The sequence below is a fragment of the Legionella wadsworthii DSM 21896 = ATCC 33877 genome (assembly GCF_000701265.1).
Lineage (GTDB): Bacteria > Pseudomonadota > Gammaproteobacteria > Legionellales > Legionellaceae > Legionella > Legionella wadsworthii.
The window spans coordinates 951,246-969,665 of the sequence record NZ_KL370759.1; the positions used below are offsets into that span (position 1 = coordinate 951,246).

The following is an 18,420-nucleotide window of genomic DNA, read 5'->3' on the forward strand; positions in this document are numbered from 1 at the left end:
TCTTCAAGCGATAAAAAATCATTTAGATTTTAGAAGCCACCATTGGCGGATATGAGGCAACGCAAAACGTGGTGGATAAAACTGAAGAACTGTATAGTGCTGTTGCACGGTTAATTCGGTGCTTTCCAGAAGAAGTTGCATTTCTTGAGAATGCAACCAGAGCATGGGATTTGGCTTTTTATAGTATTCAATTTAAACCAGGAGATAAAATACTGACTTGCAACTCGGAATATGCAAGTAACTATTTGGCATTTTTACATCGCGCAAAACATACGGGCGTTGTCATTGATGTCATTCAGGATGACAAATACGGTCAGTTGGACATCAGTGATTTGGAAAGAAAAATAGATAAACGAGTCAAATTAATTGCAATAACCCATATCCCTACACAAGGAGGTTTAATCAATCCAGCGCAAGAGGTAGGTAAAATTTCCAAGACATACCATATTCTTTACCTTCTCGATACAACACAATCAATAGGACAGCTACCAATTAACATTCAGGACATTGGTTGTGATTTTTTATGCGCAACAGGAAGAAAATTTTTACGTGGACCCAGAGGTACAGGATTTCTCTATGTAAGAAAAGCTATATTAGATGAGATTGAGCCTCCATTTATCAATCTCCATGCTGCATAATGGATTGCTGATCATGATTTTCTGAACTGAGCCATTTTCTCAATTCATCTAATAACATTTGAATTTTGCACACGTTAAAAAAATTGAAATTTGAATTTATTTTAAAATCAGTATTTACAAATCGAGTCCAATTAGAAGAAAATTGTTTATATCTTGATTTATATCAAGGGTAAGGACTGATATGGATATCAATATCACATTATTTGCTGCGCCAATATTTATCATTTTAATAATCATTGAAGGAATTGTAACTTATTACAAAAAATTAAATGTTTATCACTTCAATGATACCGTTAATAATCTAAGTTCCGGCATACTGGAGGAAATTGCTGCATTACCTGTTAGAGGTCTGGTTATTTTTAGCTACGATTTCTTATATGAGCACTTTGCTTATTTTAATATAAATACTCAAAATGTATTTTCATGGCTTATTCTATGGATTGGCGTTGATTTTTGTTATTACTGGTATCACCGTGTAAGCCATCGATGCAATTTTTTTTGGATAGGACACTCGGTACATCATCAGAGTGAATCTTATAATTTATCAGTTGCTTTAAGACAAGGTTATTTTCAAACACTGACATCCTGGATTTTCTATTTACCTTTATCAATACTTGGTTTTTCAACAAAAATGTTTGTTGTTGTCGCCTCATTAAATACAATTTATCAATTTTGGATTCATACACAATCGATAAAACGCATGGGATGGTTTGAAAAAATATTTAATACGCCCTCCCACCATAGGGTTCATCATGGAAAAAATCCAGAGTACATCGACAAAAATTATGCAGGAAGCTTAATTGTTTGGGATAAATTGTTTGGTACTTTTGAACCCGAAAATATGCCAGCTGAATATGGAGTGACCGAACCATTAGACTCCTGGAATCCCTTTTACGCCAATATTAAAGTAATTAAGGATGTACTCTATTATGGAAAAAATTTTAAAAACAAGCTGGATGTACTCCGTGCTTTTTTTATGCCTCCTGAATGGATAATCAAACGGTTACAACAACAAAATCTCCCTATCATTAAAAGAGTCGCCATTACCAAAAATTCAAGCTCTCCTCCATTATATATGTTATTTAACATAGTACTTAGTATCGCACTATATGCTTATCTTTCGTTAGTTTTTATATCAGATTCTTTGAGTAATTGGCTCATGGTATTGTTTATTTTATTTACGTTATACCTTCTTGGCTTCGTTGCTAACGGGAAATCAAAGATTATATTTCTCGAGATAATTCGATCTGCTTTACTCTTATCTATTCTTGTTTTAATAAAAAATCACCTGTTTTTTGCTTTAACTATATCTATAGGATTTTTATTGATAAATCTTTGCTTTTTTTATTCAAAATTTTTAAAGAATCAATCCTATAGCCCCTCTATATCCGCTTAATTCATGGGCGAACTGGGCGTTTATTAACCGCAACGGAATTTTATATACTATACTAAAAACAGTTAATAAATAATTTAACTTTTCATTTCCCCTGCCGTCATGTCGTAATTTGACGTTGGAATATGAATGTTTTTTTGTCAAATACAGTACTTTGTATTCGAAGCAAAACTAAAACAACTATTGTTTCGGGAGACCTTTATGAGAGTTGGCGAATACTGTAACCGGGATGTTGTTGTGATCAATGGCAATGAGTCAGTAAAAAACGCTGCACAGCTCATGCGCTCCTACCATGTTGGGGACTTAGTTTTACTTGAAGAACAAGAAAATAAAAAAATACCTATTGGCATTGTCACCGATCGTGACTTAGTCTTTGAAGTAATGGCTGCAGGCATAACACCTGACACATTACTTGTCCGAGATCTTCTTACCGAACCTATCAGCTGCGTGTTTGAAAATGATAGCCTTTTTCAGGCCCTTGAGGTAATGCATTCAAAAAAAATTCGTCGTTTGCCTGTTATCAATGAAGATAGATCATTGGTAGGAATAATTACTCTGGATGATTTTATTGAAATTTTGAATGAAACGATATTCAAAATGGTTGATGTAGTTAAGCTTCAACAAAAAAAAGAAGAGAAACAAAGAACTCGGCATTTTAAGCAGTATTGATGTATCAGATATAAGGAGCAAACAATGAACAATTCAGCATATTTTCCTATAAAAATAGTTTTTAATCATCTAAAGCACTCTAAAGCCATTGAGGATAATGCACGTAAACATGCTGAAAAATTAGGTAAATTTTTTGATGGGATTATCGAATGCAATGTAAGTATAGAAACGCATCGACATCATAACAAAGGTAACATTTATCATGTTCGTATTGATCTTATCGTTCCCAATGCAGAACTGGTTGTTAATCGAGAAGTATCAGAAAATCATAAGCACGAAGATCTCTATGTTGCAATAAGAGATAATTTTCTTGCAATGACTAGAAAACTCAAAAAATACGTTCACAAACAAAGAGGTGAAGTAAAACATCACGAGCAACCTCCTGAAGGGCTCATACGGGAAATTGCACCGATTGCTGATTATGGATTTATAGAAACCATTGATGGAAGAAGACTACGTTTTACGAGCAAAAGTGTGATTGATTTTGATTTTAATAAATTAGAAGTGGGTAAAAGAGTGACTTTTATAGAGGCAGCCAGTAATGATGGCCCCGCAGCCAGTACAGTCTATGTAAAATAAATATTATTCGATGAAAAAGATGAAACTATCTTTTTCATCATCCTTTATGTGCCGTTATTTAATTTTCCACTCAGTGCCAGTTCAAGACAATTCATAGATAGAAACTCGTATTTCTTATGGTCATAGTGTTAAAATATTTTATTTATATAAATAATACTTTAGGCACATCATGGAAAAGAAAATAGCTGCTGTTTATACTGCCAAACCAGAGTTTCTTCATCTACTTTGTGAAGAGTTGGGTGATGATTCCTGGGTCGCGGAAGATTTGATTTTTTCTTCCCAAAAAAAACTTGATTTATGCTTTGCTCAAGATATCTGGCTTGAACCCCATGTAGTTACTTTCGAATCCATTTCAGATGCAGTAAGAATTTTGCGCGCCAACGGTAAATTCTGGTATTTGCATCCTGTCTCTCATATTAGACGTTCCCGACTAATTGAAGAACAATTACGCCAACCCGCCACACTGATGAGACATTTTCCAATTGAAGCTGAAATTCCTAGGATGGGTGCATTTAGTTTGTTAGATAAAAATACGCTCATTTACAGTGCTCAACGTTTTAAAAATTGGCCTCACGGAAAATGTTATTTTTTTGAAGATAAAATAAATCCTCCCAACCGAGCTTATCTAAAGCTCTGGGAAGCACTCACTGTTTTGGGGAAATACCCAAAGGCAGGTGACACAGCTCTTGATTTAGGTGCTTCACCAGGAGGTTGGACCTACGTCATGCACTCCCAAGGTGCTTCTGTAACTGCAGTAGACAAAGCTTTATTGGATCCAAAAATAGCTAAATTACCTCACGTGAATTATCTGCAACAAAGCGCTTTTGCGATTGATCCCTTTAAGATAGATCAACGATATGATTGGGTGTTATCTGATGTGGCATGCTATCCCGACCGTGCTTATGCACTCATTATGAAATGGATTGAATCAAATAAAGCGGAGCAAATGATTTTTACTATAAAATTACAAGGGAATATTGATATATCCACCTTGAAGTCATTTCAGACAATTCCCAATTCTCTTCTTACTAATCTCTACTACAACAAACATGAAGCAACTTTTTTTTATCCTATGAATAAATAATTAATCCAAATAATCAAAATCCTATTTAAGCAATTTAGAACCCTTATCATTGTACACTGGTAAAAACATCTTATAAGCCATATATCACTGATTTATTTGGAGCCATATTATCAATAGAAACGACATCCTTAGCCAAATCTTTATTCTTTAACCGTATTTAAAAAAGAGATGATGTGATCTTAAGAATCAATTTTTAGTTTTTATCTTCTAGAAAATAAATCATGTAGGAGTTGTTCTACATTGTTTATGAATTAATAAGAACAGGGCTACTTTGATGGGCAATTAGTCGGGTTCTTTAAATTCATTGATTTCCATTTTTTTAAAAGAATTTGACGTCGCTCTGGAAATCCCGCTTCAGTTTGATTTAATTCGATAATTCGATCCGTTCTAAAGTGTCGAAAATCTTGTTTTAATTCACACCAGGAAATCAAAATACGAACTTGATCAAAAAATCCTAGAGCTAAAGGCCAAACTACTCTTTGAGAATAATTTTCATTTAGATCGACATAAGTTAAATTGAGTTTCTTTTCTACCCGTATTGCCTTTCGGATAAGGATTAAATCAGAGTCTTTGCTTTCAGCAACCTGCCCTGGCGCTATCAGCAGTCCTGAGATTTCCAATTGCTGACGAAGTTCATTGGGAAGTACCGCTGCAATTTTCGCTAGTGCATTTTCTGCTGCTGACCTAAGTTGGGTATCTGTCCGATCCGCTACCCAACGTGAGCCAAGAACAATGGCTTCGATTTCTTCGGGTGAAAACATAAGCGGAGGAAGGGTAAATCCAGGCCTTAATATATACCCTATGCCCGCCTCCCCTTCTATAGGGGCCCCCTGCCCCTTGAGAATTGAAATATCTCGATATAATGTACGCAGGCTAATTCCTAATTCCTGAGCTAATGATATGCCTGTTTTCGGAAAACGATGACGTCTTAATGTCTGAATTAAGTCTAACAACCGTTCAGTACGAGACATATTTACTCACCCTACACAAGCATCAAAAATAGAACTCATTGTAAATAATAAACTCAGAACGAACCTGCATAATCGCAAATTTTGCTCAGTCTGACATTTAATAATTTCTTAATATTACATTGATACAATCTCTGCCCACTATGTTCACCATTGAATCGCTCTGTAGAGGTAAGTTATGGGTAAGGAAAAAATTCCTCATGATATACGACAAAATGAAATAAATTATATATGTACTTTATTAAATCATCATCGAATTAGTACCACACAAGACCTTACTACCAATTTTTTACTTCTTATTGAGCAAATTCGTAAAAATCCTGAAATTTTCAAACAAATTTATACCCTGGATGAATGTTTTGCAATACTCAAGAAAAGCTTGGCAGTCTATAACCATGTTTATGCATTTAACATTACATTAAAAAAGGATCTTATTACTTCTCTTGAAAAAGCTTTAAAGAAAACTGTAGCGGTTCATTCCATCGTATTGTCAACTGAGGATGATTTATCAAAGATAACAAGAGGTTATGATAGACTTGAAATTGCACTAGAGAAAGAAAAAAAAATTAATAAAAGGATTTTGCAGAAATTGCGAGATACCGAAATTGTAGTGATTCCTCAGATTATTATAGGTTCTGGAGATACTGGAACGACACTTTGGTTAGAAAAATTCCAAAGCCATCATGGAACTTGTCAGAAACAACTTTCAGATAATCAATTGCCTCCTGTATTGATGATCGGTAAAGATGCAGGTAGTTGGAAGCACAATTATACATTGGCTCAACCACACAGTCTTCTTGAGCGAACAACAGCAAAAGAAAATCCATCTGCTTATTTAGTAACGGAACATTATCAAAAAAATCCTCATATTAATGGCCGACATGTCTATCAAGCAAATCAAGCCTGTTTGGGTTTAACGGAAGCCCCTTTACTCCGTGCATCAGTAATGAAGATTGAGAAAAAAAGTAACCACGAAGCGGATTGGAAAGCTCCAGAGCAAGAATATCGTATCGTTGTATCAACGGCAGATGGTATAAAGTATATTTATACGAATGAAGTCAATATATGTACTGGTCTTGGGCCAGCACGAAATATTATTTCAGGGAAATTACTTCCCCCAACCCAATTTGAGCTTTTAAACCAATTTGATTCCCAAAAAGGATTTACGACTATTGTGGACGGCAACCAATTTATCTTAACAGGTACTGAGGAACAAAAGACAAATCCCAGGAAAATTGTAGTTTATGGAGGTGGTGGAACTGCAGCTGCTAGTTATAGAAAAGGATTTTTTGGTCATGATGCATTCACTGAAAATCTAGAATTTAGCGAAAAAAATCAAAAAAATTCGGTTATTTGGATAGCAAAACAATTTGAAAAAGCAGGGAATGGTAGACTTGCTTCATCTGCACTAAGCATTGCAAAATCACGAAGTGAATTGATGCAAGGTGAGTTAATTAAAATTGAACCACAGGTTAGTGGTAAATTATTATTAACTTTTAGATGCGACACATCTGGCAAAAAAATTGAAATTCCTATCGAATGTGATCAACTCATCTACTCTATTGGACAAGATGATAGTCATATGAGAAGGATTTGCCAGGAGGCAGAAACGGATCTCTCCCTGGTTTTTGATGCAAATGGCATGCTGCTCAATGTATGTTCGGCAGATAAAAAAGTAATTTTCTTTGGTGCGGCCGCAATGGCAGTTCGAGAAAGAGAGTATATGACAGCAACCTGGTCCTGGCTCAAGTCAGAAAATATAGGTGGAGATGTAGGCCCGGGCACAATGGCTCCATCCAGAGCTCAAATTAAATGTTATAATTTTTGGAATGGGATACATCCTACGAGTATCAATGCGAATATTGACAGCCATTTTTTAATCATGCAATTTCTTGAAAAAGCTGGTATTGAAAAATCTTCCGTCGCTCTCTTTGTAGCAGACTTATTAGAGGCCCGCAAGTCAAGTACTTGTGGCGCATCCCGATCGCTCATTCTAAGTCTATTAAAAAAGCATAAGTTAGACCATCGAATTGAAATCAAAGGACATGTACATTTATCATTAATAAAAGAGAGCATGCCTCAACCATCCTTGCCTAAGCATCAACTATTATCCTGGCTTGGAAAGGAAAAATCTGAGGATGCAGATGCTTTCATTTCATCGACTATGGCAGATATAGGTGGTTCCCTGGAAAGTATTGGTGGAATGGAGGAAAGCTCTATACAATTGACTTCTCAGGGATTAACACAAAAGACTCTCGTTCTAACTTGATGAAAGATATAACAATATAGGGAAGCTGGAATGAAATTGGATAAATTTCTTGAATTGACACCTCATGAAAAAATGAAAGAAATAAAGATCTTAAATCTTACCAAAAAATTTGATCCGGCTTTTATCAATAAAATCATAAAAAATATGGATCTTGAATTACTATTAAAGCTTGCGATTTCAAATCCAGATATTGATAACTTATGTAAATCCTCCGACTTAGAATCTTATTGGATGGATATTTGGCGTCAATGTGGGCTTAATCCCCAGGAAAAGGCTGAAGTGAATCACAATCCCATCCATGAATATCAACTCATTTGTACTGTTCCCTCATGCTTTGATTTAATCAAAGGACTATATCTGTATGAATCTTATCGAAAGTTATTCAAAGACAAGGAACATACCTCAGAATATTATAAAGATGTTGAAGAATATTTAGCAGCCTCAGGATTATATGGATGTTTTCTTGCTTTGAATGCATTATGTAAAGGAGGATTAGTACTGTTAGAGCAAAATTTTGATGAAGATATTTGCAATAAGATAATTTTTTATGCTCAAGTTGCAGCAAAATTTTATTGGTCTCCGGGGTACTCATTATTAGCGAATATTTATCAAGAATTGATTAAGTATCAACACGAAGCAGCATTAGAAGGGCTCAATTTACGCCTCCTATCATTCCAAGCAATGAGCGTTGCAAATATAATAGAAATACATTCTGCACCCATGATGAATAACGCGTACCAAGGAAAAAAATTATCCGAAGCAAGTGATGGACAAATTCAGAACTTTTCGCAAGCACTAATGAGGTTACAACACCATTTATCCTTATCCCCATTGGAAATAGAGGCAGCAACATTGAACGCAAAAATTGAGGCACACTCTATAAAAAAAGCATATCATTTAGACAATTCATTAGGATATCACTACGAAAGCACACCCGAAATGAGTTTTGGTTCTTTATAGAAATGGATCTTTCTTAATACCTACAACTCATAACTTTCCAACAGATAAGTATCATTGATTTGCATATTCTATTGTTTTTTATTCTAATAAAGATTACTTTGCTATTTGCTACTTTTGGATGTTGCATCTATCCACTGCCTTTCCAATTTCCTCAACACTCAAAGGTTATGTAATTTCTTTAAACTGAGGACAGATTTCAAAGGTTCACTAAGATCAGGATGAAAAGATGATAGGGGTTTTTCATAAATCAGATTTAAAGAAAAATCTTTTTATTCTTTTTTTAATATTTTCATTTTTAGCTTCATTTCCCCTTGAGGCGGCGAATAAAAAAATTAATTTAATTGTAGGTTACAAAACAGTTAACTTTGCTCATAAACCAGCTAAAGCGATTGCTGTGAATAATCAAATTCCTGCACCTGCTTTACATTTTAAAGAAGGAGAAGAGGTAACCATCAATGTATTCAATCATCTTGATAAAGCTACAGCCATTCATTGGCATGGTGTGTTGGTTCCCTGGCAAATGGATGGAGTAGAAGGTGTTTCTCAAACTGAAATTCCGCCAGGTGGCGTTTTTCATTATCAATTCACTCTAAAACAATCCGGTACTTACTGGTATCATGCACATTCTGGCTTAGAAGAACAGCAGGGATTATACGGCGCTTTTATTATTGAGCCCAAAAAACCATCCCGTTATAAATACAACAAGGATTATGTCATTGTTTTATCAGATTGGATAAATACCAACCCCGATCGCGTTTTAGCTAATCTAAAAAAGTCTGGGGATTATTATGCGCCTCGTTTCCCATTACAACCCTCCCTTTTTAAGTTTTTACATGATTATCGGAAAGCCTCTAAAATCGAACGGAAAAGTCTTCTAGATGACTATAAAAGCATGCAACAGATGCGTATGAGTATTTATGATATTAGTGACGTGGCTTTTGATGCTTTTTTAATGAATGGCCATCCTGTCTCAGACCCATGGACAGCACCAGTACAAGTGGATGATATAGTGCGTTTACGATTTATCAATTCAGGGAGCAGTACAATTTTTCGTGTCAAAATACCTGAATCTAAAATGAAGGTGGTGCAAGCGGATGGAAATGATGTACTTCCTTATTCTATTAATGCGCTGAGCATTTCACCCGCAGAAACTTATGATGTTCTTATAAAAATAAAAAAAAATGCCCCTTATATTATTTATGCAGCTTCCAAAGATACAGTGGGATCAGTCTTTGGCGCTTTGAAAACAGAATCCACTCAATGGGTGGACTACAATCAGATTAAACCTTTCCCTGAACCAATCCCGGTAACTCGTGAAATGATGAATATTATGATGGGAGGAATGTATCAAGCAGCTTTACCTAAGAATCAAGTAAAAAATTATGCTCTATCTGCTTTAAAACCAAGGCACACCATGAAGATGGATCATTCCATGAAGATGGATCATTCCATAAAGATGGACCATTCCATGAAGATGCCTACAGAGCCTACTCGCTTTTATGATTCAATAGACCCTCCCAATTCTAATTATAAGACTTCACTAGAAACAAACTATAATCATTTAACAGCGGCCATACCGACTAATAACCCAAATAAACCGATTGAAGGAATAATTAATTTAGAGTTATTTGGTTACATGGACCAGTTTATCTGGTTCATCAACGGAGAACCTGGATATAAAGCCAAACCAATTCTTTTAAAACCCGGCAAGCGCTATCGGTTTGTATTCACTAATACCTCCATGATGCATCATCCAATGCACATTCATGGTCATTGGTTTATTCTTCGAATAGGGAAAGATGCATTGGATCCTTTGAAACATACTATCGATGTGCCACCAGGAGGAACAATTACTGCGGATGTGGATACTGATGCAAGCGGACAATGGTTTTTTCATTGCCATATGCTTTATCATATGATGGCTGGTATGAATCGGGTATTCCAATATACAACTTTAATTGATATTTCAGAAGGTAAAGCAAAGCCTCAAGATATAGAAAAAAATACAGCATTCTATAATCGACCCCTGGTTAGAGTGGATGAAATGATACCTATCAATTTACACCTGGTGAAGCATCCAATGGCTCATGGTGCAGGATTTTGGTTTGCCACTTGGCTGGATTTGGAAGCTGATCCCTTTCATAACAATCAAAGTATGACTTACAGGGGATTGTATGGTCCTGACTATAATAAGTTAGAATTATTTGTTAACGATGCTGAGGTTTATAAAGGTATCGTCCAGAACGCTGATATAGATATGTTTTACTGGCGTTTGATTAGTCAATTTTGGGCAATCAAAGGGGGGATAAACTACCTGAATCGACCGGCAGTACATCCTTATTGGCAAGTGGGAATTGGTCTTGAAGGATTAATGCCTTTTTTCATTGATACGGACATAAGAACATATTTTTATAGTGGAAGTGCTAAATTTGATATTGAATTATCAAGGGATACCCAAATTTTAAATAATTTTTTAATTAGAACAGGGATTCGTAGTATCTTGGCTACCAAAACTGTAGTTAATGCCCGGATTGGCAAAGGTTTAAATCAAATGCGATATACAGTGAGACCTTATTACAGAATCATTCCCGGTATCAGCTTGTTTATGGAATATGAAAACGAACACGACTATGGCATCTTTAAGACTTTAGAAAATGAGAATCAGGAGATCGATATCTCTAATACTGTTTCATTTGGATTTACTTTCCTTTTTTAAATCCTTGGTCGGTTCAAAGAAAAAATAAAAGTGGGTTGTTCCCTTTTGACACACAAGCTACACTACTGTCAAAATTTGACAATGGAAGCTTACCTTGAGGGATACACAAAGGATAGTAATTGAAAAAACTAATCTATTTTTGGAATTTGCAAGTAAGCTGTTATTGTTGCTGATCATTGTAGCTATTTTTGTTCCTTTCTCTCCTAAAATGCCAGCTCCAGGAATTGATCCCTCTTGGGCATTAGGACTGAACCAAGCAGTTGCTCAAGGTTTTGCCTTTGGAAAAGACATCATATTTACATTAGGCCCCTACTCTTCTATTTATACAAAATCCTATCACCCAGCCACAGATCATCTCATGATTCTGGGTAGCGTTTACTTGGCTTTCACTTATTGGTTCTATTTGATTTTTTTACTAAAATCGTATCGTTGGTATGGTATCTTAATTTATTGCTTACCCTTCTTGGGGATGATTTATGCCCGTGACTCTCTATTTTTTTCTTATCCCTTAATTGCCGGTTTAATAAGCTTTAAAATCCTTTCATTAAAGGAAGTAAAGTCAAAAAATACTTTCTTGTTTTTTGTATTTTTTCTATTCGCTCCATTGGGTCTATTGGCTTTGATCAAAGGTTCGATGCTTATCATTAGCCTTTTAATTCTTTTACTCTGTTTTATTTTTTTTCTGTTTCACAATAGAAAGACGTTGGCGTTGATATGCATTGCTGCTCCTATATTGACGCTTATTTTATTTTGGATTGTAGCAGGACAAAGTTTATATTTTCTTCCTCATTACTTAACAAGCTCTTTTTCTATTGCATCCGGTTTCACTGAAGCAATGTCTTCAGATGGAAATATAAAAGAAGTTCTTTTTTATCTTTTTACAGGTTCATCCTTACTTTTAATTGTATTCATTGCTAAAGAACCTTTATGGAGTAAAAAAATATTTTTACTTAGCGTGTATTTTGTATTTTTATTTGTTTCTTTTAAAACAGGTTTTACCAGGCATTTAGGGCATGCTTTTATTTCTGGAACATCAGCTTTATTAGCAGCTCTTTTCTTGCCTTTTATCATGAATGCCTGGATGAGCTACGTGCTAATTGGTATTTCTTTAAATAGTTGGTATTTCATAAATAGTCACTATACTCATGTGTCTCTTCAAAACAACTTTCTCTCCGCATACTCTTCGGCCTGGTATGGTTTAAAAAGCAGAATACAAGATCCTTTATGGTTGAAAAATAACTATACATTTACCATGGAGTTCCTACGACAAAAAGCGGCATTTCCTATCTTAAAAGGTTCCACTGATATTTATTCCTACGATCAAAGCTATTTGATATCTTCAAAAAATATCTGGTGGCCTCGCCCAATCTTTCAGAGTTATTCTGTCTTCAATCGAGATTTAGCAGAAAAAAATAAAAATCATCTCATAGAAAAAGATAGCCCCCATAATATCCTTTTCAAGATAGAACCTATAGATCAACGAATTGCATCATTGGAGGATGGCGCAAGTTGGCCATTATTATTGGCTAATTACAGCCCTACATCACTCAAGTATGATTTTTTAATCCTGGTCAAAAAAGAACGCTCACCCCAAAAACATCTCGCATTAATAAAGAGTGAAAGACATGCGCTTGGGGAAGAAGTGAATGTTTCAGGTGAGCAACTGCTGTTTACAGAAATTGACTTAAATCTCAATGTTTTTGGCTCTTTATCCAACTTTTTTTATAAGCCACAACAATTGCAAATTATTTTAAAATTAAATGATGGGACGACCAAAACATATCGTTTTGTGGCCAATATGGCTAAAGCAACATTTATGCTGTCACCTCTTATTGAAAATACTATAGAATTCTCCTTACTGTACAAAAAAAACAATCATTTAAATGACAAAAGAGTTAATTCTTTTGTCATCATGACAAAGCAAGATAAAAATTGGCATTGGCAGAACTTTTATAGAATTCATTTTTATTCTTTTAAAACTTAAAATAAACACGTTCATTTCTTGGATAAGAAATGTTTATGTGCTTCTAAAATCATGGATTTTGTAAAGTGTACCCTTCGTCAATCCAGCCTTGTAATCCAGTATTTAATGAGAGTACATTAGAATACCCCATTTTTTGTAAACTATCCGCCACCAATGCACAGCGAAAGCCGCCACTACAATACACAATGATTTGTGTTTTGCGATCTGGAATTTTCTCTTCAATATCTCGTTCAATAATTCCCTTACTTAAATGTATGGATGTTGGAATAAACCCCGTGTCCCACTCATTTTTTTCTCTAACATCAATCAGTTGCATGGGTTCATGATGATCGATTTTAGTCTTTAACTCATTGGGGGATATTTCTTTAATGCGTGTTTTGGTTTCATTAACAAGGTTTAGAAATCCCTTTGAATGCTGTTTCATGATTTTTCCTTTTATCAATTAATAAAACAAGTAATAATCATAATGTATAACTTATAATATGGTTGCTATAATTATAACCATATTATGGTCGGAGTGCATTATGAGTAGGCATAAACTTTTTACAAAACTAGGCAGTAATACTAAACCCATCCAGACAAGAAAAGACTTCCACTCTACTGTATTAGGTCATATCGATAAAACACACAAAGGCAAATCCCTATTGGGTGATTTTCAAAAAGTATATAAAGGCAATACTCGAGCTTCAATGAGTACACTACCTCAGCTTGTTGATAGTATAGAAAATCATAAAAAAAATCTAAAGCTTGTTTATCGAGGTATGAAAATTGAAGAAGTGTCTGATCTCTTGAAAAAACAAAAATTTTTATGTCCGCCTAAGCCCAAAAAAGAACGTCATTACAATATACCCGAACACGTTATTCAAAATAATTCCTCAGCGTTTGGTTCCTTCACTTTATCGCTGACTTATGGTGGTGATTATGCAAGTAAAAGTACCATTGTCCCTAGTTCTGGAGCAATAGTTGAGGCCAATTACCCCCCTTTTTTTGTTAATCCCAAAGAATTATTAGCGACGCATGAAGAGATGTTCAAGCGTTTTAGTGATCGCTATGAAGGCGATCAGCGTATTGTGGGAGGCCGTTTCATGGGTTTGACCAATATTTTTGAGACCACTGCAAATAATTCAGAAATAACCATGATTAGAAATATGGGAAATTTTTATTGTGGCTTGCACATGCATGATGTACGTGCCATTCATATATTGACTGTTCCTGGAAAAATTCTCAGCAAGTGGACAAGCATTGATACTCCTTTACATGATGTCACCTTTATAAACCCTGATTACAAACAAAGAGTTTGTGCTATTAAAGTAGGTTTTGCAGAGAATGATAATTTTCTTGATGAGGAGTACGAAATAGTAAACCAACGGAATCGGGATATGAAGCTTATCCCTGAGGATGCTCGGATCATTACAATACACGAAGCTAAATATATAGCAAAATCTGGATTGTTAGAATCACTTAATGATATGTACGAAATTGACGAAACTTTGGTTTTATCTCATGTCTCAAGCAATATTCCAGTGAATGACATCAAGGCGCTTGTGGAATATATCAGGAAAACAGTTGAATCCTTGCCCAATCTCAAGAAGAAAGAATCCCGGATAGAGGAACTTACTGAGTTAGAACCAGAAGGAGATGGGCCAACAAAAAATTAGAATTTTATAGAGTGATGCAGGGATTCCTCCATATTATTTTTTACGTATCCTTTGTAACCAATTTTTTAATTCCGGCCAAAAAGCAATGATACTTATAAAAAGAGTAAATAAAACAACAGCAATGACCATCTGAACAATTGGAAAATTAAGTTCATCACGAGCTACAAACCAGCTCGCTATCGATCCGGAAATAACCAGAAGTAATCTTAAAAGCCATTGCAGCATCCATCATTCTCCAGATAATTTATCTATCCAAAACTACTTTTAAAGTATGTTTAGCAATCATGTATCCTTCATTAGTTGGTATCACCCCGACATAAATTTTGCTATGTGATTGGCTGATTTTTGCTGAATTTCTTGCATTGGCACTTTCGTCTAATACAACGCCTAACCAATCAAGGCGATCACATATTTTCTTTCTAACCGGTACAGAATGCTCACCGATTCCTGCTGTAAAAATAATAGCATCACATCCATGTAAACTACTGGTTAAAGCACAAATTTCCCGTGCTGCTCTATAACAAAATAAATCCACTGCCTCTATGGCATTGATGTCTTTACTGGACTGAAGTTCGCGCATGTCACTGCTCATTCCGGATACACCCAGGAGCCCTGATTTTTTATATAAAAGATCACTTAACTCGTTTACTGAGTATTTCTTTTCTTGTAACAAATATAAAATAATCCCTGGATCAATAGAACCGCATCGAGTGCCCATCATTAAGCCATCTAAAGCCGTAAACCCCATCGATGTTGCAATGCTTTTACCCTGCTTCATGGCACATAGGCTTGCTCCATTGCCAAGATGTGCAACAATTACTTTTTTATCTTTAATAGGAGGAGGTAATACAGAAGCGATATATTCATAGGAAATGCCATGGAATCCATAGCGAAGGATACCATCTTCGGTCAAATCTCTAGGTAAGGCAAAAAGGGTTGCAATTTTATCCTGAGTTCGGTGAAAAGAGGTATCGAAACATGCGACTTGAGGTAATTGAGGGTATAATTTTAAAATACTTTTGATGAAAGCTAAATTATAGGATTGATGAAGTGGCGCTAAAGTATTTAAAGAAGTAAGTTTTCTAATAGAATCCTTATCTATTAGAATAGGACTGTCATAAAAACATCCTCCATGCACTACTCGATGCCCAACAGCCAGTAAATGAAAGTTTACCGGCAAATTTTCCATCCAGGAAAATAAATAATTTAAACCTGCCTCATAGTCTTTTTCTGTTATGATTTCTTTGGTAATGAGTTCGTTTTTTTCATTAAAAATTGTAATTTGCAATTTTTCCGAAAGATATTCAATTTCGCCATGGTATATTAAAGTGAGAGATAAGTTATAAAGGCTGAATTTAATACTGGATGACCCTGCATTAATAATTAGAATCGACTCATTAGCTTGATTTTTGTTCATTGTTTTTTTCTACGTGCATACAATAAAGCCATGACACTGGATGCTTTTCGAGATAACTCATCACTACCTCGACTTGTAAGAATGATCGGGACATGGGCCCCTAAAACCATTCCTGCAGCTTCAATCCCTGATAAATAAGTCATCTGTTTATACAGCATATTACCCGATTCAACATCCGGAACCACCAAAATGTCTGCATCTCCAGCAACAGGAGAAAAAATTCCCTTTTCCCGTGCTGAGTCTAAAGATACTGCATTATCAAATGCTAAAGGTCCATCTAAGATTCCTCCTGTAATCTGTCCTCTCTCTGCCATTTTGCACAGAGCTGTGGCATCAAGAGTTGATGGAATTTTTTCATTAACAGTTTCTATTGCGGAAAGAATCGCAACTTTGGGGGTACCTAATTCCAGCGCTTGGAAAAGATCAATGGCATTTTGGACAATATCGCATTTATCTCTAAGTGTGGGAAAAAGGTTAATTGCCGCATCTGTTAAAAAGATTGGCTTATGGTAATTAGGTACCTCAAGAGAAAACACATGACTCATCCTCCGTCCCGTACGCAGACCACTTTCTCTTGCCACAATAGGTTTCATTAATTCTTCTGTATGAAGCTTACCTTTCATAATTGCTTCAACTTTATGACTTGCAGCCAATTTTACGGCTTTTTCTGCTGCTTCGTCACTATGCTCTGTTGATATCAATTCGTAAGGTGAAATATCAAGATTTGCTGCCTGTGCAGCGCTTAGGATTTTTTGTCTGGGACCCACCAGAACAGGGATAATTAAACCCTCTTCCGCAGAAGCAATAGCGCCCTTAAGGGATAATACATCCACTGGATGTACTACTGCTGTTTTAAGGGGTTTTAGAGAGTTTTTTGCGCGAATCAATTGTTGGTACCAATATCCTTGCTTAGGTTTTAATTCTACAGAGGGTAATTCGATACGTTCTCGCTTAATTTTAGTACTCGGGGCAATTACAGTTGCAAGACCGCTTATCACGGTATCCCCCATCTGATTGACACAGTGACAACGAAGCTCAATAATTTTTTTTTCGGGGATTTTTTTTATTACTTCAACTGTAACTATGATTGTATCCCCTGGGCTAATTGAATGTTCAAACTTCAGTGTTTGCTCAAGATAAATTGTACCTGGCCCAGGCAATTGTGTACCTAAAAGCGTGGATAAAAGCGATGCACCCCACATACCATGGGCAATTATTTTATGGAACATGTCATTTTTGGCATATTCTTCATCAACGTGCGCAGGATTAACATCTCCCGTCATTACAGCGAAAAGTGCAATATCTTGTTGCGTTAATGTGCGTGTTAAGGTTGCGGATTTACCGATGGTCAGTTCATCAAAGACTTGATTTTCAATATAACTCATCTATATACCTTAATAAAGCGGTGTGGTAGAACGCAATAGCGATGTAACCCATGCGAATACTGCCCCAAAATAGGGGCCAATTTATGCTATTTTGCCCTTTCAATTTTTATATCACGAGATTTACCATGTGCCTCTATTTTTTTAGGAAGTTCAATCCAAAGCATTCCTTTTTTAAATGTAGCTTTGGCCTTATCTACATCAACCGTTGATGGTAAAGACAACGTACGTTCAAATTTACCATAACTAATTTCCCGTGAAATATATTTTTTCTTTTCATTTTTTGTTGAGATTGATTTTTCACCCGCTATGGTAAGTACATTTCCTGTAAAAGATACACTGATGTCCTTTTCATCCATGCCGGGCATTTCAAGTTGAATAGTGTAATGATCTTTATCTTCAACTACATCCATTGAAGGCATGAGACTCAAATTTTCAAATTGTTCCATGCTTTTATTGGAACGAAAAAGATCATAAAAGTCATGAAACGCTTTATCAACTTCCTGCTGAAGACTAACAAAAGGATTATGTGCAGACTCGATTAAACCTGGGCTTCCTTTTTTCCATTTTATTAATGTATTCATTTGTCATTGACTCCGTCCAATTTAAATTTAACTCATCCATCAAATACAGTTTGATATACCAAAGTTATTTGTCAAGTCAAAATAATATTCCTTTAAATAAGCTACATTTTAATTAATAG

Annotated in this window: 16 protein-coding genes; 10 read left to right on the plus strand and 6 right to left on the minus strand. The window is 35.4% G+C overall.

Annotated elements, in window-relative coordinates; all coding sequences use genetic code 11:
* The first annotated feature begins 68 nt into the window (after positions 1–68).
* The 5 genes from BU07_RS16775 to BU07_RS0110400 all read left to right on the plus strand — a co-directional run bounded on the left by BU07_RS16775 (position 69) and on the right by BU07_RS0110400 (position 4,363).
* Positions 69–638 (plus strand): aminotransferase class V-fold PLP-dependent enzyme, encoded by a 570-nt coding sequence (locus BU07_RS16775; protein ID WP_051635536.1) that lies wholly within the window; start codon positions 69–71, stop codon positions 636–638.
* Between the two features lie 181 nt (positions 639–819).
* Entirely contained in the window at positions 820–2,034 is a 1,215-nt protein-coding gene (locus tag BU07_RS0110385) for a sterol desaturase family protein (protein WP_031565804.1), read from the plus strand.
* A 198-nt stretch (positions 2,035–2,232) separates the two neighbouring features.
* Positions 2,233–2,700 carry a CBS domain-containing protein gene (locus BU07_RS0110390; protein ID WP_031565805.1) on the plus strand — a complete coding sequence of 156 codons (468 nt, stop codon included), beginning with the start codon at positions 2,233–2,235 and terminating at the stop codon, positions 2,698–2,700.
* A gap of 24 nt (positions 2,701–2,724) precedes the next feature.
* Positions 2,725–3,279: an HPF/RaiA family ribosome-associated protein gene (locus BU07_RS0110395; protein ID WP_031565806.1), complete on the plus strand. Its 555-nt coding sequence runs from the start codon at positions 2,725–2,727 to the stop codon at positions 3,277–3,279.
* Positions 3,280–3,448: 169 nt separating this feature from the next.
* The gene (locus BU07_RS0110400) at positions 3,449–4,363 is read left to right on the plus strand and encodes an SAM-dependent methyltransferase (protein ID WP_031565807.1); all 915 of its coding nucleotides are present in this window, start codon (positions 3,449–3,451) and stop codon (positions 4,361–4,363) included.
* A 266-nt stretch (positions 4,364–4,629) separates the two neighbouring features.
* Here the strand turns inward: BU07_RS0110400 and BU07_RS0110405 are convergent, their stop codons facing one another.
* The gene (locus BU07_RS0110405; protein ID WP_031565808.1) at positions 4,630–5,334 is read right to left on the minus strand and encodes a helix-turn-helix transcriptional regulator; all 705 of its coding nucleotides are present in this window, start codon (positions 5,332–5,334) and stop codon (positions 4,630–4,632) included.
* Between the two features lie 175 nt (positions 5,335–5,509).
* Here BU07_RS0110405 and BU07_RS0110410 point away from each other — a divergent pair, with 175 nt between their 5' ends.
* The 4 genes from BU07_RS0110410 to BU07_RS0110425 all read left to right on the plus strand — a co-directional run bounded on the left by BU07_RS0110410 (position 5,510) and on the right by BU07_RS0110425 (position 13,260).
* Complete coding sequence (locus BU07_RS0110410; RefSeq protein WP_031565810.1) at positions 5,510–7,600, plus strand: hypothetical protein; 2,091 nt, start codon at positions 5,510–5,512, stop codon at positions 7,598–7,600.
* 30 nt (positions 7,601–7,630) lie between these two features.
* Positions 7,631–8,560, plus strand: coding sequence for a DUF5630 domain-containing protein (locus BU07_RS0110415; RefSeq protein ID WP_051635537.1), 930 nt, complete (start codon positions 7,631–7,633; stop codon positions 8,558–8,560).
* 226 nt (positions 8,561–8,786) lie between these two features.
* On the plus strand, positions 8,787–11,276 hold the full coding sequence (locus BU07_RS0110420) for a multicopper oxidase domain-containing protein (RefSeq protein ID WP_031565812.1): 2,490 nt from the start codon (positions 8,787–8,789) through the stop codon (positions 11,274–11,276).
* A 94-nt stretch (positions 11,277–11,370) separates the two neighbouring features.
* Positions 11,371–13,260 (plus strand): hypothetical protein, encoded by a 1,890-nt coding sequence (locus BU07_RS0110425; protein WP_035899048.1) that lies wholly within the window; start codon positions 11,371–11,373, stop codon positions 13,258–13,260.
* Positions 13,261–13,309: 49 nt separating this feature from the next.
* Here BU07_RS0110425 and BU07_RS0110430 read toward each other — a convergent pair whose 3' ends face one another.
* Entirely contained in the window at positions 13,310–13,684 is a 375-nt protein-coding gene (locus BU07_RS0110430) for a rhodanese-like domain-containing protein (protein WP_031565814.1), read from the minus strand.
* Between the two features lie 100 nt (positions 13,685–13,784).
* Between BU07_RS0110430 and BU07_RS0110435 the strand changes: the two genes are divergently transcribed.
* A complete protein-coding gene (locus BU07_RS0110435) occupies positions 13,785–14,918 on the plus strand; it encodes a hypothetical protein (protein WP_051635538.1) in 1,134 nt (377 codons plus the stop codon).
* Between the two features lie 33 nt (positions 14,919–14,951).
* Here BU07_RS0110435 and BU07_RS0110440 read toward each other — a convergent pair whose 3' ends face one another.
* From BU07_RS0110440 to BU07_RS0110455, 4 genes are all read right to left on the minus strand, one after another.
* Positions 14,952–15,143, minus strand: coding sequence for a hypothetical protein (locus tag BU07_RS0110440; RefSeq protein WP_031565816.1), 192 nt, complete (start codon positions 15,141–15,143; stop codon positions 14,952–14,954).
* 19 nt (positions 15,144–15,162) lie between these two features.
* Positions 15,163–16,335 (minus strand): acetate/propionate family kinase, encoded by a 1,173-nt coding sequence (locus BU07_RS0110445; RefSeq protein WP_031565817.1) that lies wholly within the window; start codon positions 16,333–16,335, stop codon positions 15,163–15,165.
* Positions 16,332–17,720, minus strand: a complete 1,389-nt coding sequence (locus tag BU07_RS0110450; RefSeq protein ID WP_031565818.1) for a bifunctional enoyl-CoA hydratase/phosphate acetyltransferase — start codon at positions 17,718–17,720, stop codon at positions 16,332–16,334. The genes BU07_RS0110445 and BU07_RS0110450 overlap by 4 nt, the downstream gene beginning before the upstream one ends.
* Positions 17,721–17,806: 86 nt before the next feature.
* On the minus strand, positions 17,807–18,301 hold the full coding sequence (locus tag BU07_RS0110455) for an Hsp20/alpha crystallin family protein (protein ID WP_031565819.1): 495 nt from the start codon (positions 18,299–18,301) through the stop codon (positions 17,807–17,809).
* Positions 18,302–18,420: the final 119 nt, after the last annotated feature.

What these genes read in the sequence shown, in the direction of transcription:
- BU07_RS0110385 (WP_031565804.1), top strand. Translation starts at nt 820, where the DNA reads ATGGATATCAATATCACATTATTTGCTGCGCCAATATTTATCATTTTA.
- BU07_RS0110390 (WP_031565805.1), top strand. Translation starts at nt 2,233, where the DNA reads ATGAGAGTTGGCGAATACTGTAACCGGGATGTTGTTGTGATCAATGGC.
- BU07_RS0110395 (WP_031565806.1), top strand. Translation starts at nt 2,725, where the DNA reads ATGAACAATTCAGCATATTTTCCTATAAAAATAGTTTTTAATCATCTA.
- BU07_RS0110400 (WP_031565807.1), top strand. Translation starts at nt 3,449, where the DNA reads ATGGAAAAGAAAATAGCTGCTGTTTATACTGCCAAACCAGAGTTTCTT.
- BU07_RS0110405 (WP_031565808.1), bottom strand. Translation starts at nt 5,334, where the DNA reads ATGTCTCGTACTGAACGGTTGTTAGACTTAATTCAGACATTAAGACGT.
- BU07_RS0110410 (WP_031565810.1), top strand. Translation starts at nt 5,510, where the DNA reads ATGGGTAAGGAAAAAATTCCTCATGATATACGACAAAATGAAATAAAT.
- BU07_RS0110415 (WP_051635537.1), top strand. Translation starts at nt 7,631, where the DNA reads ATGAAATTGGATAAATTTCTTGAATTGACACCTCATGAAAAAATGAAA.
- BU07_RS0110420 (WP_031565812.1), top strand. Translation starts at nt 8,787, where the DNA reads ATGATAGGGGTTTTTCATAAATCAGATTTAAAGAAAAATCTTTTTATT.
- BU07_RS0110430 (WP_031565814.1), bottom strand. Translation starts at nt 13,684, where the DNA reads ATGAAACAGCATTCAAAGGGATTTCTAAACCTTGTTAATGAAACCAAA.
- BU07_RS0110435 (WP_051635538.1), top strand. Translation starts at nt 13,785, where the DNA reads ATGAGTAGGCATAAACTTTTTACAAAACTAGGCAGTAATACTAAACCC.
- BU07_RS0110440 (WP_031565816.1), bottom strand. Translation starts at nt 15,143, where the DNA reads ATGCTGCAATGGCTTTTAAGATTACTTCTGGTTATTTCCGGATCGATA.
- BU07_RS0110445 (WP_031565817.1), bottom strand. Translation starts at nt 16,335, where the DNA reads ATGAACAAAAATCAAGCTAATGAGTCGATTCTAATTATTAATGCAGGG.
- BU07_RS0110450 (WP_031565818.1), bottom strand. Translation starts at nt 17,720, where the DNA reads ATGAGTTATATTGAAAATCAAGTCTTTGATGAACTGACCATCGGTAAA.
- BU07_RS0110455 (WP_031565819.1), bottom strand. Translation starts at nt 18,301, where the DNA reads ATGAATACATTAATAAAATGGAAAAAAGGAAGCCCAGGTTTAATCGAG.